This window comes from Acidiferrobacter sp., from assembly GCF_054609335.1.
This window is the reverse complement of the sequence record NZ_JBTRWP010000006.1, coordinates 1-25,161: the sequence shown is the minus strand read 5'-3', so window position 1 is coordinate 25,161 and position 25,161 is coordinate 1. Positions and strand designations below refer to the sequence as shown.

The 25,161-nt window shown below is 61.9% G+C and carries 29 protein-coding genes; 15 read left to right on the top strand and 14 right to left on the bottom strand.

Going from position 1 to position 25,161, the window contains the following annotated elements:
* The 7 genes from ACYCTF_RS02570 to tetH form a co-directional block, all read left to right on the top strand.
* Positions 1–382, top strand: a 382-nt coding sequence (locus ACYCTF_RS02570) for a peptide-methionine (S)-S-oxide reductase (RefSeq protein ID WP_461284513.1), incomplete at its 5' end; no start/stop codon positions are given.
* Positions 383–392: 10 nt separating this feature from the next.
* Complete coding sequence (gene msrB / locus ACYCTF_RS02565) at positions 393–866, top strand: peptide-methionine (R)-S-oxide reductase MsrB (RefSeq protein WP_461283342.1); 474 nt, start codon at positions 393–395, stop codon at positions 864–866.
* A 124-nt stretch (positions 867–990) separates the two neighbouring features.
* Entirely contained in the window at positions 991–1,458 is a 468-nt protein-coding gene (locus tag ACYCTF_RS02560; protein ID WP_461283341.1) for a (2Fe-2S)-binding protein, read from the top strand.
* Positions 1,442–3,577 (top strand): xanthine dehydrogenase family protein molybdopterin-binding subunit, encoded by a 2,136-nt coding sequence (locus ACYCTF_RS02555; RefSeq protein ID WP_461284512.1) that lies wholly within the window; start codon positions 1,442–1,444, stop codon positions 3,575–3,577. The genes ACYCTF_RS02560 and ACYCTF_RS02555 overlap by 17 nt, the downstream gene beginning before the upstream one ends.
* Positions 3,570–4,562, top strand: coding sequence for an XdhC family protein (locus ACYCTF_RS02550; protein ID WP_461283339.1), 993 nt, complete (start codon positions 3,570–3,572; stop codon positions 4,560–4,562). Before ACYCTF_RS02555 ends, ACYCTF_RS02550 begins: the two co-directional genes overlap by 8 nt.
* Positions 4,559–5,167 (top strand): nucleotidyltransferase family protein, encoded by a 609-nt coding sequence (locus ACYCTF_RS02545; RefSeq protein ID WP_461283338.1) that lies wholly within the window; start codon positions 4,559–4,561, stop codon positions 5,165–5,167. Before ACYCTF_RS02550 ends, ACYCTF_RS02545 begins: the two co-directional genes overlap by 4 nt.
* A 99-nt stretch (positions 5,168–5,266) precedes the next feature.
* Entirely contained in the window at positions 5,267–6,043 is a 777-nt protein-coding gene (tetH, locus tag ACYCTF_RS02540; protein WP_461283337.1) for a thiosulfate dehydrogenase, read from the top strand.
* Positions 6,044–6,047: 4 nt separating this feature from the next.
* Here tetH and ACYCTF_RS02535 read toward each other — a convergent pair whose 3' ends face one another.
* Positions 6,048–6,509, bottom strand: a complete 462-nt coding sequence (locus tag ACYCTF_RS02535) for a MerR family DNA-binding protein (RefSeq protein ID WP_461283336.1) — start codon at positions 6,507–6,509, stop codon at positions 6,048–6,050.
* Between the two features lie 364 nt (positions 6,510–6,873).
* Between ACYCTF_RS02535 and ACYCTF_RS02530 the strand changes: the two genes are divergently transcribed.
* Both ACYCTF_RS02530 and ACYCTF_RS02525 read left to right on the top strand, forming a co-directional pair.
* Entirely contained in the window at positions 6,874–7,320 is a 447-nt protein-coding gene (locus tag ACYCTF_RS02530) for a hypothetical protein (protein WP_461284511.1), read from the top strand.
* Positions 7,321–7,645: 325 nt separating this feature from the next.
* Complete coding sequence (locus ACYCTF_RS02525; RefSeq protein ID WP_461283334.1) at positions 7,646–8,446, top strand: hypothetical protein; 801 nt, start codon at positions 7,646–7,648, stop codon at positions 8,444–8,446.
* Positions 8,447–8,602: 156 nt separating this feature from the next.
* Here ACYCTF_RS02525 and ACYCTF_RS02520 read toward each other — a convergent pair whose 3' ends face one another.
* Genes ACYCTF_RS02520 through ACYCTF_RS02480 form a run of 9 tightly spaced genes read right to left on the bottom strand, consistent with a single transcriptional unit; the run spans position 8,603 to position 15,196 of the window.
* Complete coding sequence (locus ACYCTF_RS02520) at positions 8,603–9,136, bottom strand: DsbE family thiol:disulfide interchange protein (RefSeq protein WP_461283333.1); 534 nt, start codon at positions 9,134–9,136, stop codon at positions 8,603–8,605.
* On the bottom strand, positions 9,133–9,576 hold the full coding sequence (gene ccmE / locus ACYCTF_RS02515; protein WP_461283332.1) for a cytochrome c maturation protein CcmE: 444 nt from the start codon (positions 9,574–9,576) through the stop codon (positions 9,133–9,135). The genes ACYCTF_RS02520 and ccmE overlap by 4 nt, the downstream gene beginning before the upstream one ends.
* Complete coding sequence (ccmD, locus tag ACYCTF_RS02510; RefSeq protein WP_461283331.1) at positions 9,560–9,745, bottom strand: heme exporter protein CcmD; 186 nt, start codon at positions 9,743–9,745, stop codon at positions 9,560–9,562. The genes ccmE and ccmD overlap by 17 nt, the downstream gene beginning before the upstream one ends.
* Complete coding sequence (locus ACYCTF_RS02505; protein WP_461283330.1) at positions 9,742–10,479, bottom strand: heme ABC transporter permease; 738 nt, start codon at positions 10,477–10,479, stop codon at positions 9,742–9,744. Before ACYCTF_RS02505 ends, ccmD begins: the two co-directional genes overlap by 4 nt.
* Positions 10,479–11,162 (bottom strand): heme exporter protein CcmB, encoded by a 684-nt coding sequence (gene ccmB / locus ACYCTF_RS02500; RefSeq protein WP_461283329.1) that lies wholly within the window; start codon positions 11,160–11,162, stop codon positions 10,479–10,481. The genes ACYCTF_RS02505 and ccmB overlap by 1 nt, the downstream gene beginning before the upstream one ends.
* Entirely contained in the window at positions 11,159–11,803 is a 645-nt protein-coding gene (ccmA, locus tag ACYCTF_RS02495; RefSeq protein ID WP_461283328.1) for a cytochrome c biogenesis heme-transporting ATPase CcmA, read from the bottom strand. Before ccmA ends, ccmB begins: the two co-directional genes overlap by 4 nt.
* Positions 11,800–12,741, bottom strand: a complete 942-nt coding sequence (locus tag ACYCTF_RS02490; RefSeq protein ID WP_461283327.1) for a TPR domain-containing protein — start codon at positions 12,739–12,741, stop codon at positions 11,800–11,802. The genes ccmA and ACYCTF_RS02490 overlap by 4 nt, the downstream gene beginning before the upstream one ends.
* Positions 12,742–12,743: 2 nt before the next feature.
* Entirely contained in the window at positions 12,744–13,199 is a 456-nt protein-coding gene (locus ACYCTF_RS02485; protein WP_461283326.1) for a cytochrome c-type biogenesis protein, read from the bottom strand.
* Entirely contained in the window at positions 13,196–15,196 is a 2,001-nt protein-coding gene (locus ACYCTF_RS02480; RefSeq protein WP_461283325.1) for a heme lyase CcmF/NrfE family subunit, read from the bottom strand. Before ACYCTF_RS02480 ends, ACYCTF_RS02485 begins: the two co-directional genes overlap by 4 nt.
* Positions 15,197–15,422: 226 nt before the next feature.
* Between ACYCTF_RS02480 and ACYCTF_RS02475 the strand changes: the two genes are divergently transcribed.
* Positions 15,423–15,977, top strand: a complete 555-nt coding sequence (locus tag ACYCTF_RS02475; RefSeq protein ID WP_461283324.1) for an RDD family protein — start codon at positions 15,423–15,425, stop codon at positions 15,975–15,977.
* Here ACYCTF_RS02475 and lptG read toward each other — a convergent pair.
* Both lptG and lptF read right to left on the bottom strand, forming a co-directional pair.
* Positions 15,936–16,946, bottom strand: coding sequence for an LPS export ABC transporter permease LptG (gene lptG, locus ACYCTF_RS02470; RefSeq protein ID WP_461283323.1), 1,011 nt, complete (start codon positions 16,944–16,946; stop codon positions 15,936–15,938). The genes ACYCTF_RS02475 and lptG overlap by 42 nt on opposite strands.
* A gap of 38 nt (positions 16,947–16,984) precedes the next feature.
* Complete coding sequence (gene lptF, locus ACYCTF_RS02465) at positions 16,985–18,073, bottom strand: LPS export ABC transporter permease LptF (RefSeq protein WP_461283322.1); 1,089 nt, start codon at positions 18,071–18,073, stop codon at positions 16,985–16,987.
* Positions 18,074–18,163: 90 nt separating this feature from the next.
* Here lptF and ACYCTF_RS02460 point away from each other — a divergent pair, with 90 nt between their 5' ends.
* The 4 genes from ACYCTF_RS02460 to ACYCTF_RS02445 are packed head-to-tail and all read left to right on the top strand — an operon-like array spanning position 18,164 to position 23,217.
* Positions 18,164–19,645 (top strand): leucyl aminopeptidase, encoded by a 1,482-nt coding sequence (locus tag ACYCTF_RS02460; protein ID WP_461283367.1) that lies wholly within the window; start codon positions 18,164–18,166, stop codon positions 19,643–19,645.
* Positions 19,642–20,046: a DNA polymerase III subunit chi gene (locus tag ACYCTF_RS02455; RefSeq protein WP_461283321.1), complete on the top strand. Its 405-nt coding sequence runs from the start codon at positions 19,642–19,644 to the stop codon at positions 20,044–20,046. Before ACYCTF_RS02460 ends, ACYCTF_RS02455 begins: the two co-directional genes overlap by 4 nt.
* On the top strand, positions 20,043–20,435 hold the full coding sequence (locus ACYCTF_RS02450) for a hypothetical protein (RefSeq protein ID WP_461283320.1): 393 nt from the start codon (positions 20,043–20,045) through the stop codon (positions 20,433–20,435). The genes ACYCTF_RS02455 and ACYCTF_RS02450 overlap by 4 nt, the downstream gene beginning before the upstream one ends.
* A gap of 28 nt (positions 20,436–20,463) precedes the next feature.
* A complete protein-coding gene (locus ACYCTF_RS02445) occupies positions 20,464–23,217 on the top strand; it encodes a valine--tRNA ligase (RefSeq protein ID WP_461283366.1) in 2,754 nt (917 codons plus the stop codon).
* A 245-nt stretch (positions 23,218–23,462) separates the two neighbouring features.
* On the opposite strand, the gene ACYCTF_RS02440 is transcribed toward ACYCTF_RS02445, so the two are convergent.
* Together ACYCTF_RS02440 and ACYCTF_RS02435 are read right to left on the bottom strand one after the other, a co-directional pair.
* Complete coding sequence (locus ACYCTF_RS02440; protein ID WP_461283319.1) at positions 23,463–23,855, bottom strand: STAS-like domain-containing protein; 393 nt, start codon at positions 23,853–23,855, stop codon at positions 23,463–23,465.
* On the bottom strand, positions 23,842–24,504 hold the full coding sequence (locus ACYCTF_RS02435; RefSeq protein WP_461283318.1) for an ATP-binding protein: 663 nt from the start codon (positions 24,502–24,504) through the stop codon (positions 23,842–23,844). Before ACYCTF_RS02435 ends, ACYCTF_RS02440 begins: the two co-directional genes overlap by 14 nt.
* Positions 24,505–24,953: 449 nt before the next feature.
* Between ACYCTF_RS02435 and ACYCTF_RS02430 the strand changes: the two genes are divergently transcribed.
* Positions 24,954–25,161, top strand: a 208-nt coding sequence (locus tag ACYCTF_RS02430) for an aldo/keto reductase (protein WP_461284510.1), incomplete at its 3' end; no start/stop codon positions are given.

Below are 25,161 nucleotides of genomic sequence, written 5' to 3'. Positions count from 1 at the left end.
GCGTATCTCCTATGACGCGCGACGCATAAGCTACGAAGATCTACTCAAGGTGTTCTTCTCGGTGGCGCACGATCCGACCCAAAAGGATAGACAAGGCAATGATCGCGGGCGGCAATATCGCTCCGCCATCTTCTCTGTCGATGAGAAACAAAGGGCCGCGGCCATGGCCGCCATCGAACGTCTAACGCGCGACCAATTCTTCAAGGACCCGATCGTGACTGAGGTCGTGACAGAGCACCCCTTCTATCCGGCTGAGAGCTACCATAACAATTACGCCGCCTGCCACCCGTCGCAGCCCTATATTGCGCATGTGGCGACCCCCAAAGTCGAGAAGCTGCGCCGGTATTTCAGGCACATGCTGCGCGACGAGCCCCCACCCTGAGCCCACTGCCATGAGTCATGACAAGCCTAAGCACTATTCGGCCTCCGGCTACGATCTCTCGCCGCTGCCATCGATCGTCTACGAGCGACGCGTGAAAGATCTGACCCCGGAGGAGCGCCGCGTGCTGCTCGCCTCGGGCACCGAGACCCCCTTCTGCGGGGGGTTGCTGCACGAACACGCCGCCGGGACCTTCGTCTGTCGGCTCTGTACCCTGCCGCTCTTTCGGTCCACGGACAAATTCGAGTCGGGGACCGGGTGGCCGAGCTTCAGCCGCCCCTTCGATCCCGAACACATAACACGCAGTGAGGATACAAGCCACGGTATGAGCCGCGCGGAGATCCGCTGCGCGCGCTGCGCGGGACACCTCGGACATGTATTTCCCGACGGGCCGCCACCGACGGGCGAGCGTCACTGCGTGAATTCCGTCTCACTGCGTTTTTTGCCCGGCACCGACCATGTGAGCCCCGAAGACACAGACGCATAGCGACGCAGGCTTCTCTGCGCCCGAATCCCTGGCGCCGGGACAGTGACGAGGCGTGGGACCCAAAGGTCTCTAGGTCCCGTTCGCCTGACGCCCCTAGACTGGCCGTTACAATGGGGGTAACGCCATGCGGATCGTCATCAATGGCACCGACAGAGAAGTGCATTCGTCTCCGGACACGCCTTTGCTTTGGGTGATCCGCGATGAGTGGGGGCTGATCGGCACGAAATACGGCTGCGGTATCGGCGTCTGTGGCGCCTGCACGGTCCATCTCGACGCCATACCCATCCGCTCCTGTTCGGTGCCCGTAGGATCTTTGGCCGGCCACCGTGTCACTACGATAGAAGGCCTATCACCCGATGGCCAGCACCCGGTCCAGAAGGCATGGATCGCGGAAGATGTTCCGCAGTGCGGCTACTGTCAGTCGGGGCAAATCATGAGCGCCGCCGCGCTCCTCGCGCGCCATCCGCGCCCTACTGATCGCGACATCGACACGGCCATGTCGGGGAATCTGTGTCGCTGTGGGACCTATGCGCGGATCCGGCGCGCCATCCATCGTGCGGGCAAGGATGCCCCCTATGCCGAATCGTCGTGAGTTCTTCAAAATCGTGGGCACCGGCGCAGGTCTCCTGCTCGCGCTCGACACGCGCGCGGCAGGCGCCCATCAAGGCATGCGCAGCGCAAGACCGGAGCTGCGAACCTTTGCGCCCAACGCCTGGGTGCGCATCGGATCGGACGACCAGATCGTCATCGTCGTCGACAAATCAGAAATGGGGCAGGGCCCCCTCACTACCTTACCCATGCTGGTCGCCGAGGAATTGGATGCCGACTGGGACCGACTTCGGATCGAACAGGCCCCCACCGCCCGCGCCTACATAAATCCCGCGCTCGGCGCGGAGGCCACCGGCGGCAGCTCCAGCGTACGCTCGAGCTATCTGCCACTGCGCACGGCGGGCGCCACCACACGTCTCATGCTGCTTCAGGCAGCGCACCGCCGTACCGGTATCGCGTACGCGCGGCTGCGCACGGCGCGCGGCGCCGTCTTGTTGCCAGATGGCCAACGACTCTCCTACGGCGCGCTCGCCGACGCTGCGGCGCAGCTCCCCGTACCTCGCCACGTACGTCTCAAATCGCCGCGACGCTTTCAGATCATCGGCCGACCACTGCCACGCCTCGATACCCCGGCGAAGATCACAGGAAGCGCGGTGTTCGGAATCGACGTGCAACGGCCGGGTCTTCTAATCGGTGTCGTGCGCAGGCCCCCTATGATCGGCGGCCACCTCCTCCACTACGACGACCACGTGGCGCGAGCGATGGCAGGCGTCGTGCGTGTTGCGCGCATCGATCAAGGACTCGGCGTGATTGCGACTGACACCTGGACTGCCTGGAAGGCCCTCGATGCTATTCCCATGCGCTGGAAAGACGGGGACGGCGCCCGGACTTCGACACACGCCATCCGCGAAGGGTATCGCCGCGCGGCCGGCACCGAGGCTGCGATCGCCGAGCGCCGTGGCGATGTCCGCGCGACCCTCCGGCGCGCCCCACGCGTCATCGCGGCCGATTATGAGATCCCGTTTGCCGCCCACGCGCCACTCGAGCCCATGAACTGCACGGCCCACATCCATGATGGTTTATGTGAAATCTCGGCACCCACGCAGGCACAGACCGGCGCCCAGGCGATCGCAGCGCACCTAACGGGCCTGCCCCTCGATCGGGTCGTGGTCCATACCACGCTACTGGGCGGCGGCTTTGGTCGACGGCTCGAACACGACTTCATCGCCGATGCGGTGACCCTCGCCCGCATGGTCCCCCAGCCGGTAAAGGTGGTGTGGTCACGCGAGGAAGACATGACTCACGACTTTTATCGTCCCTACAGCTACCACAGGGTCCAAGGCGCGCTCGATTCCCACGGTATGCCCATTGCCTGGAGGCAAACCATTGTTGCCGCCTCGCTCATGCGTACGCGAGACCCTTCAGCCATAAAAGGCGGCGTCGACCCGACCGCCGTGGGTGGTGCCGTCGGCATGCCTTATAGCATCCCCAACATCGAGATCGGGTACGTGGAACGCGATCCGAAAGTTCCAGTCGGGTTCTGGCGCTCGGTCGCCGATTCGTATACCGCCTTCGTCAAGGAATCCTTTCTGGACGAACTCGCGCATGCCGCGGGTCGCGACCCGCTGGCGTTGCGATACGCCCTCCTCGCATCAGAACCGGCACAACGCCGCGTGCTCAAGGCCGCGGCGCGCGCCATAGGCTGGGACCGGCCGCACGCGCGCGATCAGGGCCTCGGGGTTGCTGTCCATAGGTCCTTCGGCACTAGCATGGCGCAGGCCGCTTCCGTCAGCATACGGTCAGGGAAGCTCCATATCGACCGCCTCGTGTGCGTGTGCGATTGCGGGCTCGTGGTCAATCCGAATATCGCACGCGCCCAGATCGAGGGCGCCATCGTATTCGGTCTGCAGGCGGCCTTGAAGGGGCCCATCACCGTGGAAGACAGCCGCATTCAACAAGATAATTTCGACAGTTATCCGCTCTTGCGTATGGACGAGATGCCGCGCATCGATGTCCACTTCTTGAAAAACGTCCGCGCCCCGCAAGGCTTGGGCGAGCCGGCGGTCCCGCCGGTGGCGCCAGCGCTGGCCAACGCGATCTTCGCCGCAAGCGGAATCCGTGTGCGCACGCTCCCCTTCCCCGCGATCCCGAGCCATGCTTGAGACTGCGCGCCGCGGCGATCTCGCCGTTCTCGACGCCCTCTGCGATTGGCACGCTCAAGGACTGGGCGTGACGCTCGCGACCATCGTCCATACCTATGGCTCAGCGCCACAGGAGATCGGAACCTTGTACGCGATCAACGCGCGGGGCGACCAAGCAGGCGCCCTCGCGGGGACCTGCCTGGGGACATGGATCAGGGATCGCATGAGCAAGATCTCGGGACCACAGCCGCGCGTCGAGACCGCAAGCGGCACCGACGGAGTCTTTCTGCCCTGTGGCGGGCGCGTGGAATTCCTGGTCGAAAACGACCCCGATCCCAGCCATCTCGACGCGTGGCGCTCAGCCATGGCCATGCGTACGAGCGTTTACCGCATCGTAGACGCGGAAAGCGGCGCATACACCCTGAACCCTGCACCCCCGCGTGCGCAATCCCTGTGGACGGGCCGCCTCTGGCGCGGGGCTTATGGCCCCGCGTGGCGCGTACTACTTGTGGGGGGTGGAGCCGTGAGCGTGGAGCTTGCGCTCATAGCGCAATCCCTCGATTTTGCGATCACAGTCAGCGAACCCCGCACTGAGCTGCGCGCCACCTTCCCCCACGGCCTCGCCACGGTGACCGCGGCCATGCCCGACGATGCGGTCGCATCCATGAAGCCTGACTGCCGGATGGCCGTCCTAGCGCTTGCCCACGACCCCCGTCTCGACGATCTGGCCCTCTGGGAGGCGGCACCGAGCGCGGCTTTTTATGTGGGGGCCCTCGGGTCCAAGGACACCCATTTCAGGCGACGTGCACGACTCTTGGGGCTCGGCGTCGACCCCGCAGCCGTGGCGCGTATCCAAGGGCCCGCGGGCATCGCCATCCATAGCCGTACGCCTGCGGAGATTGCCGTCGCGATTGCAGCGGCGCTCATTGCCGAAAAGCGGCGCGAACTGCCATTGGCAAGCTACCGTTTGTCAAACCCTATCGACCACGAGGCCCTCATTCCATGATCACAGGACTACTGTTGGCGGCGGGACGTAGCCGGCGTTTCGGATCTCCCAAACTTCTCCACCGCTTGAGCGACGGTGCACCGCTCGCCGTTCATAGCGCGCGCTCCCTACGTGCCGCCGTCGATCGCGCCGTGGCGGTTATAAAGCCCGATGATCTCGCGCTTGCCACACAACTGCGGCAAGCGGGATTCGAGATCGCGTGCTGCCCCGACACGCACAATGGCCAGGGTGCGTCGCTTGCCTTCGGTGTACGCGTAACCGGTGGATCGACGGGCTGGCTTGTGGCACTTGCGGACATGCCATACATAAGACCCGAGACCGCGCAGGCAGTGGCCGCCAAGCTGCGTGGAGGCGCCATCATCGCGGCACCCTATTTCCGGGGCCACCGCGGCCATCCAGTGGGATTCGGCCGGGCGCTCGGGCCACAACTTGGCGCCTTGACCGGCGATGCCGGGGCGCTCGCGCTGATCAAAGCGCACCGCCATCTTGTGGTCAAGGTACCCTGCCGGGATGCGGGTGTCCTCGAAGACATCGACACTCCTGATGATCTGCGCCGTACCCCTGACAGACCAGGCTTCGATCTGGCGGATGAAGCCGCCCCCTAGGTCGGCCTCCGGCTTTATGCACTGCCGCGCGGATGGCCGCCAAGCTTATAGTCCTGGCCTACAGCAGGAGACCATAACAGCGAACCAGGAGGGCCGACTATGCTAACGAGACGGGATTTATTCAGACGCGCAAGTGTTTCGGCGATGGGCGTGGCATTGGCGGGTGGCGCAGGCGCCCGGGCCTTGTCGCCGCCGGACCTAGAACCGCGCGGAGCGCGCGGTCTACGCGAACTCACCCAGGCCTTGGCGCGCGCACCGCGCCGCCGCGACTTCAAGGCCGTCCCCATGATCCTCACGGACCGCGGCGACTGGGATAGCGAGGCCTTGGATCTGCTGCTGCACTACCGCGCCGGGGTGCGCCAGGTGTGGGACAACACGGCCATCGGAAGCCCGTGGCTTAACCTCATGCGCAATGCCATGAATACACAGATATGGTCATTCCGCCACCCCGACTTCCTATGCGTTTCAGCGACCCATGGATCCGCGCATCTGGCGCTCTACGACACGTTCATCTGGGACAAATACCAACTTGGCAAGCTCACAAAAGGAAAGGCCCCGACCGACAGGTTTGTGAAAGAAGCGGCCGCTGCGCACGCCAACCCCCGAGACTATGAAGACGCGCAAGGCGTGTATTCGCCGCACGACAACAGCATCCCGGTACTGCAAGAACGAGGCGCGGTGTTCCTGGCTTGCCATAACGAGATCTGGGAGCTCACCATGAAGCTACATAAGAAGGGTGTAAACCCAGAGCATCTGAGCCACGAACGCATGGGGGCGGAATTCACCAATCACCTCATCCCCGGCGTGGTCCTCACCCCCGGGATCGTGGGAACGCTCCCTGAACTGGAGCGCGTGGGCTTCCAATACGCAAAATAGCCCGCTATGGTCGATGCGCGCGGGGTAGGCCTGGGGGGCCTATGCCCTCCTCGACCGCCTCGAGGATAGGACAGTGACCCGCGTCATCGGCATGACGTCGGCAGTCTTCGAGTAAGGTCTCGAGCACCGACTCCATGAACCGCAAGGCCTCGCGCTTCTCGCGCAAAAGCGCGAGCTTGCCCTGCGCCATGCGCTGCACCTCGCCGCAGGTCGCGGGATCGTCACCCGAAAACGCAAGCATCTCCCCCACCTCTGCGAGCGTAAAGCCGAGCGACTTGGCGTGCCTTATGAACTCGATACGCCGCACCAGCGCCTCGGGATAGCGACGCACCCCGCCGTAAGGCCGTGGCGGCTGCTCGATCAACCCACGACGCTCGTAGAAGCGCACCGCCTCAACCGAGATCCCCGCAGAGCGCGCCAGTTCGCCTATTAAAAGGCCCCGGGGCCCTCCATCGTGCGCTGCCATCCACGCCTCCTTTGGTCTCTACGGTAAGCCCCGCCCCGAAACCGCCCCTGCGCCCAGACCGTTTCTGGCCGAACTGTCGCCACCACATCGACCCTATTCTAATCCATTGCCCATGCCCTGAAACCAGCAATTCTCAATGTGAAGCCATAAAGCCAGAAATACGCGCTGACGGTATCAAAATGACCGCGCCCCTATGCATCTGTGCCGGATGCTGGGCGCTTACCTGCATGAGCGCATACTACTGAATACTCTCATAGCCGGTGTCGCATTGAGGATTGTTAGGGATGGCGATCGCCTTGACGGCGCCAGTTACGCATGATCTGATTATTTTGCTTATTATACTAAGAGTAAGGGAGGATAACAGATGCCGAAACCATCTCTAGCGCTGTCTGAAGAGAATCAAGAGGGGTTAGCTTATTTGCAGAGATTACAGAAGGATATACCGTCGTTCCTGGGGGTTGCTCTGGTTATTATATCAACCTTGCTTACGGTTATTACAACCCTTGTTCTATTGCATTTAAACGCTACCCATCCCAATAGTAGTAGCCCCGAAGTCTTGGTTTTGTTGGCTGTCTTTGCGATATGGTTTAACTACCTCAAAAAGTATCGGCCCCTAGCGGTGGCCCTATTCAAGTTCATAATGGTTATGATCATTCCCTACATGATTGTCGTTATTATTGCCACTAACATATGGAGAAGTCAGTCTATTGTGTTTATTTATGCAATGGCAGGCTTTTGTAGTCTACTGGACGTGGCGGCCATGGGGTTTTATCGCAAAAGCATTTTGCGTGCAGAAGGTCCAGCCCGTTGAGTGCTGTGCAGCACTTCCCATTGTGGCAACGAGCACCCGCATTCGTTAGATTATGCGTGCTTGTGCAAGCCCGCAATTCTCAATGTGAGGTTCAGGGGCCCCGAATATAGGGTGAGAGAACCTGGAAACCCAGTGACGGCGTCAGAACGAGGCTATTTGAGGGTGCTTACGCCGGGAGTCGGGCGGCTTACCGGGATATGCCGGGCCACCGCGTACTCTTGGTGGCAGTCACATTCAGAATAGCTGGCCCCGAAACCTCCTTGCTGGAAGCTCTAGCCTCACCTATGCTTCAGTCACAAGACCGCGCCCGCGGCGAGGGGGAGACATGCGCATCACGTCGATACTCATCGGGCCCGTATTACTATGGGCCACCGTGGCAGCACACGCTGCCCTGACCGGATCGCTTATCCCTCAGAACGCCTGTCCGGCCCCCGCCCGCTACTGTCGGGCGGGGGCCCCGGAATCAGGTCTCCCGCGCGACTACCCACCACCGACCTTCCTGACTCACCTGCGTATCCAGTGCACCCGAACCTTAAGGGAAAGGTTTGCGATGGGCCCGCAAACTCTCCTCGGTCCAGGCTTCGCACCACGCCTCTGCCGCCTCACGTCGGCGTTTCTGGGGGCCACGCCCGGCGAGTGGCGCGCCGTCATCATCGCGCAAATGCGTAGCGGCAATCTCAAGCAGACGGCGGCGGGACGGCAACTGAAGCGCCAGATCAAGGCGGCGGTCGCGGCACAGGTGGCGCAAGCGTCGACGACACCCGCTCTTGCAACGCCCCGATCGGGCGCGGGCGCCTTTGGGGGGCCGCGCACCTCCGCCAACACGGTTATCGCCGCCCGCCTGCATGCGGTGCGGGTGGCGATGGAGCGGACGGCTATGCGCCGCACCGGTCACCCCGTCATGTTGCCCACCGGGGTCTGCAGTGCGGTGCTCACGCTATCGCCCGCCGGGCGGGTCCGTCAGATGAAACGGCTCCATTGCTCCAATGAGGGTTTGCAACAAGCCTTCTGGCGGGCGGTTTTCTCGGGGGGGCCACTCCATTTGCTCGCGAGCCCCGACGGTCGCCGCGTCGACGTGCACGTGGTCGCCCCCATGGCCGAGCCGGGCGTGGCCTCCTTGCGCTGAACGGAAGGCGTACCACACCCAGGCCGCAGACTAAAGCTATGGGTTTTGCACCCAGAGACCGTCAGGTGTGTCTCGCATGGGGAGCACTTACGTCAGGCCAGAGAGGCCCCGTCAATGCGCGTGCCCGGGCAGAGCCCTGAGCGCCCGCAGCCCCACTCAGGCGGGCTGTGCCTCTAGACGCTTCACCATGGGAATCAGCTTGGAGTGCAGCTTCCGATAGCTGATCGGGCCCACGAACTTGTAGGCGATGATCCCCTGCTTATTGACTACGAAGGTCTCGGGGACGCCGTAGATACCCCAGTTGATCGCGGTCATGCCCCGCTCGTCCGTCACGATCGTCGAATACGGATCGCCGAAAGCGCTCAGGTAATGGTGGAGGCCATGGGGCGTGTCCTTGTAATCGACACCGACTAGGCGCACGAGGCGCAGGGCCTGCAGACGCATGAGGTTCGGCATCTCTTGTTTGCAGCTCACGCACCACGAGGCGAAGATATTCAGGAGCGTCACATGACCCTTCAGGTCGGCATTACTGAGATCGGCCTTCGGATTCGCCGCGAAGGGTAGCGAGAACTGCGGCATGGGCTTACCGATGAGCGGCGACGGGATATAGGTCGGATTCAGAAACAGACCGCGCCCAAGCGCTATTCCGATCGCGATGAAAAGCGCGACGGGAATCAGAAACTTCTTCACGAGAGCGCCGCCTTCGCCTTCGCCGCCATGGAGCGTTTCAGTTCGGCCGCGACATCGGGCGGCATGTAATTCGCGCCGTGTTTTGCAAGCACCTGGCTTGCCATAAAGGTCGTCGCGCCATCGCGCTGCCCCTGCACCACCACACCCTGCCCCTGCCTGAAGAGGTCGGGAAGGATGCCTTTATAGTGGACCACCATACTATGACGCAGATCGGTCAGCGTGAACGTCGTTCTGAGGCCATCTTTCTTGATGCTCCCCTTCTCGACTATGCCGCCAAGGCGAAAGACGCCGTGACTGGGCGCCTTGCCGGCCAAGACCTGCGTCGGCGAGTAGAAGAACACGAGATTATGCCGGAAGGCCGACAAGACCAGCCATACCGCGACGCTTACGCCCGCGAGCCCGATCAGGACGAACAAGAGTCTTTTATTCTGTTTCCTCATGAATCTCCTCCTCGCCGTCGTCCAGGTTACGGCGTAGCCGCTCCCACACCTTCCGCCTCTGGATCAACGGTTGCACGATATTCCACACAACCACGATAGCGGTGAACCCGTAAGCGCTCCAGATGAATACCGTAAACCGCCCCATCTGCAGAAACGCCGGGAGGCTCATGTCCGCGACCCAATGAGCTTACGAACCCAATCCGTGTTCCGTTCGCGCCAGAGAATCTCGCTGCGAGCGCGCACACAAAGCATGGTCAGGTAGAAAAGCGTGAAGGCGAGCGACATCATGATCAGCGGAATCAACATCGTGATATAGATCTTCGGCTGATTGGTCAGTGTCAAGGAAGCGGGCTGATGCAGCGTATGCCACCAATACACCGAATAATGGATAATGGGGATGTTGACAGCCCCCACGATCGCCAGGATGGCACTCGCATGCGCGGCCCTGCGGGCATCATCGATACTCGCCTGTAACGCCATGTAACCCACATACAGAAAGAACAGGATGAGCTCCGACGTGAGCCGCGCATCCCACACCCAATACGTACCCCACATAGGCTTACCCCACAAGGAGCCGGTGACGAGCGCCGTGAGCGTAAACGAGGCACCCAGCGGCGCCGTCACCTTGGCGAGGATGTCGGCAAGGCGCATATTCCAGATGTAACCCGCCGCCGCAAAGACCGCCATGGCGACGTAGGCCATCATCGACATCCAGGCGTTGGGCACATGAACGAACATGATGCGGTAGGCATTGCCCTGCTGGTAATCGCGCGGCGCCCAAAAAAGCCCCAGATAGAGTCCCACGACCATCAACACCGTGGTGAGCGCCGCGAGCCACGGCACCAAAGTGCCAGCGAGTTCATAGAACCGCTTGGGCGCGCCGTATTTATGGATTAACTTCATCAATCGAGTGACACACGCAAGGCAGCTGAACTCGCCCATGGGGCAAAACTTAAAGCCAGCGCCAAAAACGCCCCCAGTAACGATAAATGCGCAACCGACGCGAAGCCTTGCCCTGCTGACGCAGCGACCGCCTCGGCACCGAAGATCAGGACCGGAGTATACAACGGCAAAACCAGCAGGGAAACCAGCACGCCCCCGCCACGAACGCCAAGCGTCAATGCCGCGGGCACGGCGCCGATCAAGGTCAAAGTCGGCGTCCCCAATAATAGCGACCCCACGAGGGTGCCGATCGCCTTCATCGGTAGAGCCAATTGGATGGCGAGCAAGGGTGACAGCAAGGCGAGCGGCAGCCCGGTCAGCACCCAATGCGCGGCAATCTTGGAGAACACCATGGCGGACAAGGGGTAGGGGCTCATGAGCATCTGCTCCAGGCTCCCGTCCTGATAGTCGCTCGCGAACAGATGATTGAGCGACAAGGTGGTCGCCAAGAGCGCCGCCACCCACAGTACGCCCGGGGCCACCAACATGAGCTCACGGCGCTCGGGCCCAATCGCAAGCGGGAACAAGGTCGTGACGATCACAAAAAACACAAGCGCCGTCATAACCTCCGTGCTGCGCCGCCAGAACACCAGCAGTTCCCGCACGAACACCGCACGCATTGCCCCCAGCAATTCGGCCATCATTTGCGCGCCTTGCAGTAATGAGCAAGCTCGAAATCCCGAATCCCCGGAAGATCGAAAGCCTGGTGCGAAACGACCAGCGCAAGCCCGCCTGTCGCCATATGTTCGCCGATCAGACACGAAAGGCTCGCCACCGAGGCCATGTCGAGCGCCGTGAATGGCTCATCGAGTACCCACAAGGGGCGGCGCAACACGAGCAGCCGCGCGAGCGCAAGCCTGCGCTTCTGGCCTTGAGATAAGTGGCGCGCCGGCCGGCCGGCTTGCGCGCGCAGACCGACGCGCTCGAGCGCCTCGCCGGCACTCACCCCTTGTTGCTTGCGGCGCGTAAAGATCTGGCTTGTAAGCCGAAGGTTCTCCAGCGCGGTGAGATCCCCTTGGATGCCGTTCAGGTGCCCGACATAGGCCACCTCCGCGGTGAATTCCTCGCCGAGATCCGACACCTTCTGGCCCCGCCAACGGATCTCGCCGCGCATGGGGCGCGAGAGCCCGCAGAGCGCGCGCAGCAGAGTGGTCTTACCAAGCCCGTTCGGCCCTCGCACATGCAAGGCCTCACCTGGCGCGAGGTCGAGTGCCAACCCCGCAAAAAGCGTCCTATCGCCGCGCATGCACGACAATCCTCGCACGGCGAATAGACCCTCACTCATGGGGTGGCGGGCTTCCCGGTGCCTGCGCTCGGGCCCTGCGGGGTAGCTGCGGCCCCCCGCCCGTGTTCGGCGGCGATGATGATCCGAATCTTGCTGACCGCCGTCTGCACCCCGCTACGCGCCTTGCTGCCCGGGGGCAGCTCCTTTTCGAGTTGGGCCCAATACTTCAAAGTTTTATGGAAATGATGCTGGTTGTAGGAGGCAAGCCCGAGAAACCACAGGGCATCCTGCTGGCGCGGATCCTGTTTATAGAGGCGCTCGAACAAGGTGTGCACAAGCCCCGTGGTCTGGGACGGATTCGTGGAATAAAGAAGCCACGCATAATTCGCGAGCACGGTCTCGTCATCCGGGGCGAGCTTGTAGGCGTGGGCGTAGGCATCGCGCGCCCCTTTCGCTTTGCCCAACACGACGTTGGCGCGCGCAAGCTCAAGCCAGCCCGCCGTATCGCGCGGATGGCGGACCAAGTGACGCTTCAGCTTCGCGACCATGCTCAACACCATGGGTGGGAAACCGTGGACGCCACGCATCTGCCCCTTCGAATTGAGCGTGGCGAAGGTCAAAAGTGCGGGTTTGTTCTGCCAGTAATCCATGGTCGCGGCAAAAACCGTCAGGATCACGAGCAACCCTGCGAGTACAAAGCCCCGCCGCCGTAGCTTCTCCGATGGCCCCGGCGCTATGCCCGCCTCGGCCTCCAGGGCCCGCAAGGTCTGTGCGAGCGCGTACTTCAGGCGGGCCGTCTCCTCGTGAGCGACCGATTCATCGATGCGCCCATCGGTCCGATCCGCCTCGATCTCGCGGAGCTGCTTCAAGGTCTCTTCACGGGTCAACTCGAGCGCAATACGGTTCCCTCCAGCAGCAACCCACCCTTTCATGGGACGAGTAAGGAACCAAGCGGCGAATAAGACAAGAAACGCCGCCAACATGACGATAATAAACATAGCTACTCCTGACGCGTAAGGGCCTCGACACGCGCTTGGTCTTCCGGTCCAAGCTCGGGGGCAGACGGTGGCATAGGCGCGCGAGCACGCCGCCGCATCACCGCGATAGCAACCCCACCGAAGGCCGCGGCCAACGCGAACGGCCATATCCACAGAATGGCACCGAGCGGATCGAAGGGGGGTTTAAGCAGGATGTAGTCGCCGTAACGCTTCACGAAATAGCTGCGAATCTGCGCGGGCGTCTCCCCGGCCCGCAGCTTTTGGCGAATGAGCTTGCGCATATCCTGCGCTATGCCAGCTTGCGAGACGGCGAGCGACTCGGCCTGACAGACCGTACAGCGCAGCTTCTTCGCGATCGCGATTTCCTGGCGACGCACAGCGTTTTCATGAACGATCGTCGCCGCAAAGCACGGCGTAAGCCATGCCCACAGGACCACCAAAGCCGCGACCCGTCTCATGACTGGCTGGCCACGACCTCGGAAGCTACGACGACACGCTTGCGACGTCGAGCGTAATCGCTCAAAGAGAAGGCGAGACCGGCGATGACGATACCGCCACCCATCCAGATGAAGTTCACGAGCGGGTTGATGAAAAGATGGATCTCCCACTTGCCGTTCTGGTGATCGCCAATATCCACATAGACGTCACGCAGTAGGGTCGAATTCACGCTTGGCCGCTCCACTTTCATCGGGCTCCCAAAAAAGACTCTCTGTTCGGGATACAGCTTCGCGCCATTATTCAGCACGGTAAGACGCCCCTCGACCGCATTATAGTCTGGACCGCGAACATTGCGCGTGCCGTCAAAGCGGACACGTTCATGCGCGAGATGCAGCACATCGCCCGGGGCCATCATCACAAGCTTGCTGGTCTTGAAGAGCCCGGAACCGACCAGACCTATGGTGATGACGAGTATACCCATATGGACGATCATGCCGCCGTAGTGGCGGCGATTACCAAGAACCGTGCTGGTAAACGCGCGCCCCACGCCCTCATGGTGCTGCTTGCGGCGCTGACTCACAGCGCGCGCCACATTGCTGATGATGCTGACGGCGACGAAGGCCACGAGCCCTACCGCCACGGGCGCCGTCCAATAGACGGGGGCCCAGACGACCGCGACCACCGCAGCGAATGCCACACCTACGAGCGCGGGGACCACAAGACGGCCACGCAGCTTCGGAAGGTTGGCCTTACGCCACGAGACGAGCGGTCCTATGGCCATGACAGCCAGCATGACCAGGAAGATCGGCACCATGACAAGATCGAAATACGGAGGACCGACAGTGATACGCGCGCCCGTGGCCGCCTGCAGGAACAAGGGATAGAGCGTACCCAACATCACCGACGCGCAAGCGATGGTAAAGATGACATTGTTCCAGATGAACATGGACTCACGAGAGAGCGGCGAGACAAAGGTCTCCTCCGCCTGCTGATAGCCGCCTTTGATGAGAAAGAGCCCAAAGGCCAGCGTCAACACAATCACCATGAAGGTCAGCAAGTAGATGCCCTGTCCGGGCGCCGCCGAGAAGGTGTGCACCGACGCCAGCACGCCGGACCGAACTAAAAAGGTGCCGAGCAGCGACAAGGCGAATGTCGTAATGATAAGAAAGATGTTCCAAGTATGGAGCATGCGACGCCGCTCCTGTACCGAGATCGAGTGGATCAGGGCCGTGCCCATGAGCCAGGGCATGAATGAGGCATTCTCGACCGGGTCCCATCCCCAATAGCCGCCCCAACCGAGTACATAGTATGACCACCACGCACCGAAGATGATGCCGGCGGTCAGAAACCCCCAGCCGAAAAGGGCCCAGCGGCGTGTGTATCCGATCCACAGCTCGCTCCGCCAATTAGTGAGAAGCGCGGTCACCGCGAACGCGAAGGGGACAGAAAACCCGACATAGCCCATGTAGAGCATGGGCGGATGGATGACCATGCCCGGATCCTGGAGCAGCGGGTTCATGTTCTGGCCCTGCGGCGGAATCGGGAAGACGCGCGTAAACGGATCAGAGAGGAACAGAATGAGGCCGTAGAAGCCCGCGATGAGTGCACCCTGTACGGCCATGATCACCGCGAGACGGTCCGGGTAGCGCGACCGGCCATGATAGGCGACGGCCGCGGTGTAGCCTGTCAGTATCCAGACCCAGAGAAACAGAGAGCCGCGATGACCGCCCCATAAGGCCGCGATTTTATAAAAGACAGGTAGATGCGTATTGGAGTTGTTTACGACGTAGAGGACCGAAAAATTATTCGTGAGCAGCGAATAGACGATACTCAGAGCCCCGATGGTTGTCAGCAAAAACAGGAGCGGAGCGGCATTGATGGACACAACGCGCAAGCCCGGGATCTTGAAAACCCGGCCCGCAAGAGGCGCCAAGGCCTGGGTAATGGCCACGAAAAACGCAAGATAAGCCGCAAAGTGACCAAGCTCAATGAGATTCAGCGAAACACCTGATACCATACCGCACCCCTATATAGCGGAAACTTGAAACGACCCGAGGAGAGCGCCGCTTATGGCCACGAGCCGGTCGCAAGGGTAACGCAAACAACGCGCCTCGTACAGTGTGAGGCGCCTCTGAGACAAACAGGAAGATATCGACAAAAATGGTGCGTAACCCTGTGCATAAACCCGGTGTTGGTCAAGCGGAGCCGCCTGCCTCCTTCGCTTCTCTCGGATTGATTACGCTTTGAACACGGCCGAGACTGTTGGTTCCCCTCCTGGCCGCACAAGCGCCCTGCTTCGGCGTCTGGCGGCGAATACTTACGATGCGCTTCTCCTGTTTGCCCTCTGGGTGGCAGCCGCGGCACCACTCGCCATCGCCTTCGCCGTGGCTCATGATTCGCAAAGCCCGCTGCTGCAGGACATCCTGCGTGGCTATCTGCCGGTGGTTGGCCTCATCTACTTCAGCCGGGCCTGGCTTAAGTCCGGCCAGACCCAAGGCATGCGCGCCTGGGGCCTTACGGTACGGGGCGCGCGCGGGCGCCTCAGTATCGGTCGCGCGCTCGCGCGCTATGTCCTGGCGCTCGGCTGGTGGGCAGCACTCATCGAAGGTCTCACACTTTCCTTCCATGGAGATTATCTCGCCGCGACCGCCCTGCTCGCCCTCTTTGGTAGCGCCTATTTCTGGATCTTCATTGATCCCGAATCTCAGTGCCTGCATGACCGTCTGAGCGGGACCCGCGTCCTGTTCATGCCGAAGTCAGCCCACGCGCGCCAGAAACCACAGACAAGCGAGGCCTAGCGCTAATGTGGGGACGCCTGCCCCAAGCAGGGGCGGCCAGTGATAGAGCAGCGTGAGATCGCCGAAGCCCCGATTGAACACGTAGAAGATGAGGCCCAGCACGACCGCGGTGAATAAACGAAAGCCAAGCCCCCCTTGGCGCCCGTGACGGAACACAAAGGGCACCGCCAGCAACACCATGGCGGCGGTCGTGAGAGGCGCCAGGACCTTGTACCAAAACACCAGCTCATAATGCCGGGTGGCCTGCCGATTGCGCTGCAAATGCCGGATGTAGCGGAACAGATCGACCAGAGACAGGGTATGCGGGTTGACCGCAAAGACCGAGAGTAGACTGGGCGCTATGCCCTTCCAGTACCCCCGGGGGCTGGTCTTCACGATCAGTCTTTGCTTTCGGAATACGGTCTCGGAAACACCCCGCAGACGCCACCGTCCGTTACGATAGCGGCCGCTCGCCGCGAACAGTTCGTGCGCCAAACGCCCATGGCGGAAACGGTAAATCGTAAGCCGCAGGATGCTGAGGTCCGGTAGCACCTCGCCTATATCCACGAAACTGTGACCCTCCCGTAGCCAGAGTCCCTGGGCATTCACGGCCCCGCCGATGCCGGCGGCCTGAGCCTGGGCGCGGCGCGCGAGCGAGTCGGCCTTGGGTCCGAGAAAATCCCCAAGCAGTGCCGCCACCAACCCGAGTGCCAGCGCAGCCCGCAATGCCGCGTAGGCGATGCGTCCTACCGAGACGCCGGCGGCGCGCATGGCGGTCAATTCCCCATCGATGGCCAGAGACGACAGGCCGAGCGTGGCCCCCACCAACGCCGACATAGGAAAGAGCATGGAGATCTTGGCCGGGACCCCAAGCATCAGGATGACAAAAAGCCTGGCAAAACCGCCATGACGGATATGGTCGACAGTAGTCACGAGATCAAAGAACAGGAACAAGCCCACGAACACGCTCAAAACGAGGCCCGTGCTCATGATCAGACGGCGCCCAATATAGTTATAAAGAAGGCGCATCAACGGAGGGCGCGGCGCGGCAGGAGCGTCTTACCGGCCGCCCGGCGCGCAAAAAACAAAGCCGCGAGCGCCGCAAAAAGGCCGTGTACCCACCAGAGTCCAAGCCAGAGAGGCTCGTGGCCACGCGCAAGCAGGGCGTGCGCGACACTCAAGAGATTGGCATAGGAAAAATACGCAAGCACCGCGCCAAAGAGTGGCGCAAAGGCGCCCCGGCGTGAATCGGTATAAGCGAAAACGAGCGCAAGCGGCGCCAAGATGAACAGCGACAGCGGCTGAGCGAGACGCCATTGCCATTCGGCGATCGCGCGCGGGTCCGACGAGCGCATGAGACGCAAGGTCGGAATCTCGTCACGGGTCAGATCGGCCATAAGCGGCGTGAAGGGCCGCCGCTTGATCCGCAGCGCATAGGTGCGATAGCGCAGTATGCGGTAATTGGCGCGGCCAGGGAGACCCTGGTACCGCCGTCCGTTCAAGAGCACGAGAAAGCGCGCGCCGCTGCGCCGATCCTTGAACTCATAGCCGCGCTTGGCGATGAGCACGCCGCCCTTTCCAAACTGCGTACGGCTCACGAAGATATTGTGGAGGCGACCGCTCGCGCCAACCCGCTCGACATAGAAGATCGCCCGGCCGTTGCGCGTATGATTGAAGCGCCCCGGAATGATGCCCGCCGTATAGGCCGAGGTGTTCTCGAGCTTGATCTTATGGAGCAAAAGCGCCGCCATCGGCGCAAGATAAAAGGCGACGGCGGCGACCAGGGCCGCCACGGCGCAGGTCCAGACCATCGCTGGCCGCAGGATGCGCCCCAAACCGATGCCGCAGGCCGCCAGCACCGTCACCTCACTGTCTCGATACCAACGCGCCATCGTCAATAGGAGCCCGATGAAGACCGTAAGCGGCAGTATCATAGCTAGGTTCTTCAAGAGCTCCAAGGCGAGGAGCAGGAACACGATATGTGCCGGGAACTCGCCGCTTGCCGCCTCACTCAGGAGCTTTACGAGACTGACCACGAGGTAGAGGGTCAGGAACGTCAGAGTCACGAGCAACGTGGTCTGTGTTGCCTCGCGATAAAAGGCTCGATGGACTATCACGGCTTTTGCTGACGACGCAGGCGGTTTATCATGACCATAGACGCCTTAGGCGCCGACAAAACCCAAAATAGCCCGAGACCCCCGAGACCTATGGAATACGCCCTCACTCAAGAAGCTCCTGATCAATTGGCCACGGAATGCCTCATCGTGGCGATCCACGAAAATCGCGGGCTCTCGGAGGCAGCGACAGCCCTCGACAGACTCCTCGGCGGCGAGATTGCGGCCATTGTGCAACGCGGCGATATTGAAGGCAAACCGGGACAGACGCTGCCGCTCCTGCGGGCGGTCGGCCGCGCCGAGCGCGTACTGCTAGTCGGCATGGGCGTAGCCGGTGAATGCAAGCCCGCCCAGTACAAAGAAGCCGTGACGCGCGCGACGCAGGCCGCATCCGATCTGCATGTAAAGACCATGGCGAGCTTTCTGCCCATGATTGAGGTCAAGGACCGGTCGGCGGCCTGGGCCCTGGAACAGGCGGTGGTGGCCACCGAGGATGCACTCTACCGTTTCGACCGGCTGAAGACCCGCGCCAATGCGCGCTCGCTCCCGCAATCATGCCAGTTCGGGGCCGCGGGCGCGCTCGGATCCGCCGCGAACGAGGCGCTGTCGGCGGGCCGCGCAATCGCCCGCGCGATCACCTTAGCGAAAGACCTGGCCAATCTCCCCGGCAATATGTGCACACCATCCTACCTGGCCGAGCAGGCACAGGCGCTCGGTACGCGCGGCGGGCTCGAGGTCAATGTGATCGAAGAGGCCGAGATGCAGACTCTGGGGATGGGCGCCCTGCTGGCGGTGGCGCGCGGCACCCACGAGCCGGCCAAGCTCATCGTCCTCCAATACCGCGGAAACGGCAGCGCCCCCCCGCTTGCGCTCGTGGGCAAAGGGGTCACCTTCGACTCGGGCGGCATATCCTTGAAGCCGCCGGCCAATATGGACGAAATGAAATTCGACATGTGCGGGGCGGCGACCGTGCTCGCGGTAATCCAAGCGGTCGCGGAGATGAAGCTGCCCATAAACCTAGTCGGCGTCATCCCGACGACCGAGAATCTCCCGGGTGGCAGCGCCGTCAAACCCGGCGACATCGTGACGAGCCTGTCCGGTCAGACCATCGAGATCTTGAACACCGACGCCGAGGGTCGCCTGATCCTCTGTGACGCGCTCACCTACACCGAACGCTTCAAGCCGGCCGCGGTCATCGATATCGCGACATTGACCGGTGCCTGCGTCATCGCCCTGGGCGGACAAGCGGGCGGTCTCATGGGCAATGACGAGACTCTTACTCGGGAACTGGAGCAGGCGGGCCAAGCGGCGGCCGACCGGGTCTGGCCCCTGCCCTTATGGGAGGAGTATCAAAAGCAGCTCGACTCGAATTTCGCCGACATGGCCAACATCGGCGGTCGCGAGGCCGGCACCATCACCGCGGCCTGTTTCCTCTCGCGCTTCGCCGAAAAATATCCCTGGGCGCACCTCGACATCGCCGGCATCGCCTACAAGGGGGGCAAGGAAAAAGGGGCGACCGGGCGGCCGATTCCCTTACTCGTGGAATTTCTGAGGCGCCGCGCGAAACCGGCATGACCCGCGTCGACTTTTACTTAGGCGGCGAAGACGCGGTGCGCGATGGACTCGCCTTGAAGCTTGTGGAGACGGCCTACAAACATGGGCACCGCGTCTTTCTTTGGGTGCCAGAAGACGAGGTCAGTACCTGGGACCAGAAGCTCTGGACGTTCTCCGACGTAAGCTTCATTCCGCACGGCCTGGAAGGCGCAACGCAAGAACCCGTGCTCATAGGCGCACGGCTCCCCGACAGCGGGGATGTCCTGATCCCGTTGATGACCGACCCGCCGCCTTCGGTCACGGGCTTTGCGCGCGTCCTCGAACCCGTGGGCGGCGCCGACGCCGAGAAGGAGCGCTCACGCGCACGGTTCCGTCACTACCGTCGGCAGGGCCTCGAGCCCGCCGTTCACAACCTCCCGTGAGCCACGAATCGGGCGAATCGCTGCCGGATATCCTGGCTGGATTGCGGGCACTCGCGACTGACCTGCAGAACGATGCGCAAGTGGGGGACGACGGAATCCCGGTCCTGACCGCGGCGATCGCAAGCCCGACGCGACCCGAGAGGCGGCCGCAGGCCATCGGCGCCCCCCTGCCGACCTTGAGCGCGGTCGTGGCACGCCCCGAAAAGGACGCCACCCCCGACCTGTTTGAGGCGTCCAAGGGTGAGGCCCTGAGCGCCCAGATCCGCGCCACTGCGATCACGCGGCGGGTCGATGCCCTCTGGCGCGCAGCTGGGAACCGGGGCCTCGACCCTGTTATGATGGCGGCCCTCGAACGCGCCCTGACTGAAGCCCTCCAAGAGTTGACCTGACATCAAAATGACTGAATCTTCGCAGACCCTGGCCAAGAGCTACGAGCCCGGAGAGATCGAAAAGACCATTTACGCACAGTGGGAGGCAAGCGGCGTGTTCGCGCCGTCCGGGCAAGGACCCGGGTATTGCATCGTGATCCCGCCGCCCAATGTGACCGGCAGCCTGCACATGGGGCATGCCTTCCAGGACACCATCATGGATGCGCTCACCCGCTACCATAGGATGCGTGGCGACGACACCCTCTGGCAACCGGGCACCGATCACGCCGGCATCGCCACCCAGATGGTCGTCGAGAGACAACTGGAGGCCGCCGGCGAGAGCCGCGGGGCCCTCGGTCGCGAGCGGTTTCTGCAGGCAGTCTGGGAATGGAAGGGCCGCTCGGGCGGACGTATCAGCGAACAGCTGCGGCGCATGGGCGCCTCGGTTGACTGGTCGCGCGAACGCTTCACGCTGGACGAAGGCCTCTCGCACGCAGTCGGCGAGGTCTTCGTGCGGCTCTACGACGAGGGCCTCATCTACCGAGGCCAGCGGCTCGTCAACTGGGATCCGCAACTCCAGACGGCGGTCTCCGATCTCGAGGTCACGGGCGAAGAGGAAGATGGCCATCTCTGGCACATCCGTTACCCACTGGCCTCCGGCGGCCACCTGATCGTCGCCACAACACGCCCCGAAACCCTGCTCGGCGACGAAGCTGTCGCTGTGCACCCGGAGGATCCGCGCTACCGGCATCTGGTTGGGAAGACCGCGAGACTTCCCCTCACAGGACGGGACATCCCCATCATAGCCGACGAGTATGTGGACCCTGCCTTCGGATCGGGCTGCGTCAAGATCACACCGGCCCACGACTTCAACGACTACGAGGTCGGGCGGCGCCACGGGCTTGCACTCACCAACATCCTGGATAAGGCCGCTCGCATCCAACTGCCGGGCTCCCCCTACCACGGCTTGAGTCGCGAGGAAGCGCGCACGCGGGTGCTCGCCGACCTCGAGGCCGAGGGGCTCCTCGAGCGCGCCGAGGCCCATAAACTCAAGGTCCCGCGCGGCGAACGGACCGGGGCTGTGATCGAGCCGTGGCTTACCGATCAATGGTATGTGCGCACAGCGGATCTCGCCGCGCCCGCGGTCGCAGCGGTCGAGGACGGCCGCATTCGGTTCGTGCCCGAAAACTGGGACAAGACCTATTACGAATGGATGCGCAACATCAAGGACTGGTGTATCTCACGCCAGATCTGGTGGGGTCACCGCATCCCCGCCTGGTATGACGCGTCGGGGCGGGTCTACGTCGCGCGCAGCGAAGAGGAGGCGCGCGCGCGTCATGGGCTCTCCGCAGACGTCACTCTCTCCCAGGACCCCGACGTCCTCGACACATGGTTTTCGTCTGCACTCTGGCCCTTCTCGACGCTCGGTTGGCCGGACAAGAGCGACGCCATGACGCGCTTCTACCCCACCCAAGTCCTCGTGACCGGATTCGACATCATCTTCTTCTGGGTGGCGCGGATGATCATGATGGGACTCAAGTTCACGGGCGATGTCCCGTTTCGGGAGGTCTACGTCCACGGTCTCGTGCTGGACGCCAAGGGCCAGAAGATGTCGAAATCACGGGGCAACGTGATCGACCCTATCGATCTCATAGACGGGATCAGCCTCCCCGACCTCATCACCAAACGCACGACCGGCCTCATGCAGCCTGGCCGGGCCGAAGAGATCCGCAAGGCCACTGAGCGCGAATACCCCGAAGGTATCCCGTCTTATGGAACCGATGCCCTGCGCATGACGTTCGCAAGCCTCGCCACCCAAGGGCGCAACATCAACTTTGACCTTGCACGCGTCGACGGCTATCGCAACTTCTGCAACAAGCTCTGGAATGCCACCCGCTTCGTGCTCTTGAATACGGAGAATGCGGACTGCGGGAACGAGGGCGACTACACCCTCAACGTGGGTGATCGCTGGATCGTGTCGCGCCTCCAGGAAACCGAACGGGCCGTCGAAGAGGCCTTCCGTGCCTACCGCTTCGATCTCGCCGTGCAGGCCCTCTACGGTTTCGTGTGGGACGAATACTGCAGCTGGTATGTCGAGTGGTCGAAGACAGTCCTGACCTGCGCCGACCCTCTCACAGCGCGAGGGACGAGACGCACGCTCGTGCGGGTCCTTGAGACCGCGCTGCGCCTCCTGCACCCCCTCATGCCCTTCATCACCGAGATCCTCTGGAATCGCGTGGCGCCGCTCTGCGGCCGGGACGGGCCCACCATCATGCGCGCACCCTACCCGCATTGCGACACAAGCCGCATCGATCCCCGGGCAACGGCTGACATGCAGATACTCATGGGCATCATAAGCGCTGTGCGCACGATCCGGGGTGAGATGAACATCGCGCCCGGCGCCCGCATCCCGGTGCTTCTGGATGGCGCAAGCGATGTAGCGGATCTCGTCGGCGCCAACGAAGAGACGATCATGGCGCTTGCGCGACTTTCGGCCATCACCTTGCTCCCGCTGGGCGCAAAGACGCCCGAATCCGCGGTAGGACTCGTGGGTGCGATACGCGTCTTAGTCCCCCTGGAGGGATTGATCGACAAGACCGCCGAACTGCGCCGTCTCGCCAAAGAGATCGAAAAGATCGACCGTGAGATCGAGCGTGCCCGCGCCAAGCTTGAGCGCCCAGACTTCGTCGCGCGCGCCCCGGCCGCCGTGGTCGAGGAGGAACGTCGGCGACTCGCGGATTTCGAGGAGCGCCAGCGCAAGCTCCGCGAACAGGAGGCACGGATCACAGCCCTCGCGAGCTAACCTGCCCAACGGATGCGCCGGGGCGGCAGCACCGCCCGCATGGCGCACCACGCGGCAGCCCAGCCGGAGTCGCGGTATTTTCCCATCACCAAGGTGGTGACGTGGTCGACTCCTCCCTAGACGACGTCAGAGGCGCCGAGGGAAATACGCGATCCGTCACTCTCCCACTCAGAACACCAACCTTCATAGAAGCGCGCGTTGAGGCCTTAGTCCGATAAATCTTCTCAATCGCGCGATTTGTCTTGCTATGTCTTTTCAATATCGGTCGATGTCACCCTTTCGATCAATTTCATTACCTCGGCGTTGGCATTGATATATTTGAGGTTGACGCCGGTATGGCGTTTCGCGAAAACCCGAAAAACTTCATCAGCAAAAGCTTGGCCAATCATATCAACACCATTAAAATCTAAAATGACGATCTTGAACTTTTCAACGCGAGCCACCAATCGTTTCGCTTGCGAGCGGGACATAAGCTGCTCGTCTCCATACTGCGCGAGCCTTACGGGGACGATCGTTTTATCGAACCTGTAACCCTCTCCGGTGGTGTGTTGGTCAAATATTTTCTTACTGGTGCGGGACGTATGGTTGTTGAGCCGCATCCATACGATGGTCCTGTCTATCGACTCATGTCCGAGCATCCAGTCCTCCGAGCCCCCAAATACGTGGGAGAAGGAAACCCCCCCCTGACAGGATGCCAAAGTCGTCAAACATTTTGGAACAAAAGAATATCCCTTCGCCAGAGTGACGGCTTGGATCTGTGGTCAGTTTTCCTTTCGAGAGCTCTAAGACCGCGTGTCGCTCGTCCAACAACCCGAGCGCCGTCTGAATCTTTTTGAATATCCCCACACCATTATCGGATATAGTTATTTCCGTGGTCGCGGCATTTTTCCTCACATCCACCCGGACCGCCGTTCCTTCGGAATGATCGATGGCGTTATTGAATATCTCCGTAAACCCGTAATGCCATATATGCATAACGTTTTCTGGGAGTTGGCCGATAGTGGGCGCGATCTCGTTTCTCCAGATGACATCCTCCGCAAGATCGGGCAGCGAAGTGAAGACTTTGCGCCATTCCAGGGTTGGCGCGAGCTTGTAAGAGCGACCGCGCGTTTGGCCGTGCTCCAACAGCGCCTTGTCGGTAACAAGATGTCGCAGGTGCCTATGGACCGCCTGACGCGTAATACCAAAATGTTCGGCCGTCTTTTTGCTGATATCCGAAGGATGCCGTTCGACGTGGCCTAAGATGAATCTCCGGATGTTTTCCCCTTGAGCACCGGCTTTGGTCATAGTAGCCACCCGGCCCTGGTATTGGCAACATGCATGCATCCTATTGTCAACGTCTATGGCCCCATTGCCAATATGTTTATGTCTACCCTGCCGGTATGGGCTGGGTGGCGATGACGGGAAGTCGGGCAGCCTACAACGCCCCGTGACGCCCTCGACCCGCTCAAGCAGGCAGGCCTTTGGCCAAATGACGCGGGCGATGGATATGCGCGAGTGAGCCCGCACAAAGCCCCTCAACGCCCCCTTCTTGGATCAGGCATGATGTCCGGGGCGACGGGAAGCACAATAATCAGGCCTTGGGGCGCGTGGCGCATCGTGGGGAAAGTGTAGGAGGCGGCTAGGCGGCAGTGGTGGTTGCCGTTATGCTCTTCAATGGCAACGTGGGGTGTGTCTGCCCTGGGCCGGCAGCCTGCCGCTACCTTGGATAAAACATGTCGAAGCAGGAGAAAATCATGTCGCAACGGCGTCTCGGTAAGGTGGGCCCTCGCTCTTATCCCCTCGGTCTCGGCTGTATGGGTATGTCAGATTTTTACGGTCCGGCGGATCGCGCGGAAAGTCTAGCGACGATCCATGCCGCCCTCGATGCTGGCATCAACGTGCTTGATACGGGGGACTTTTATGGCATGGGGCATAACGAGCTTTTGATTGCCGAGGCGCTCC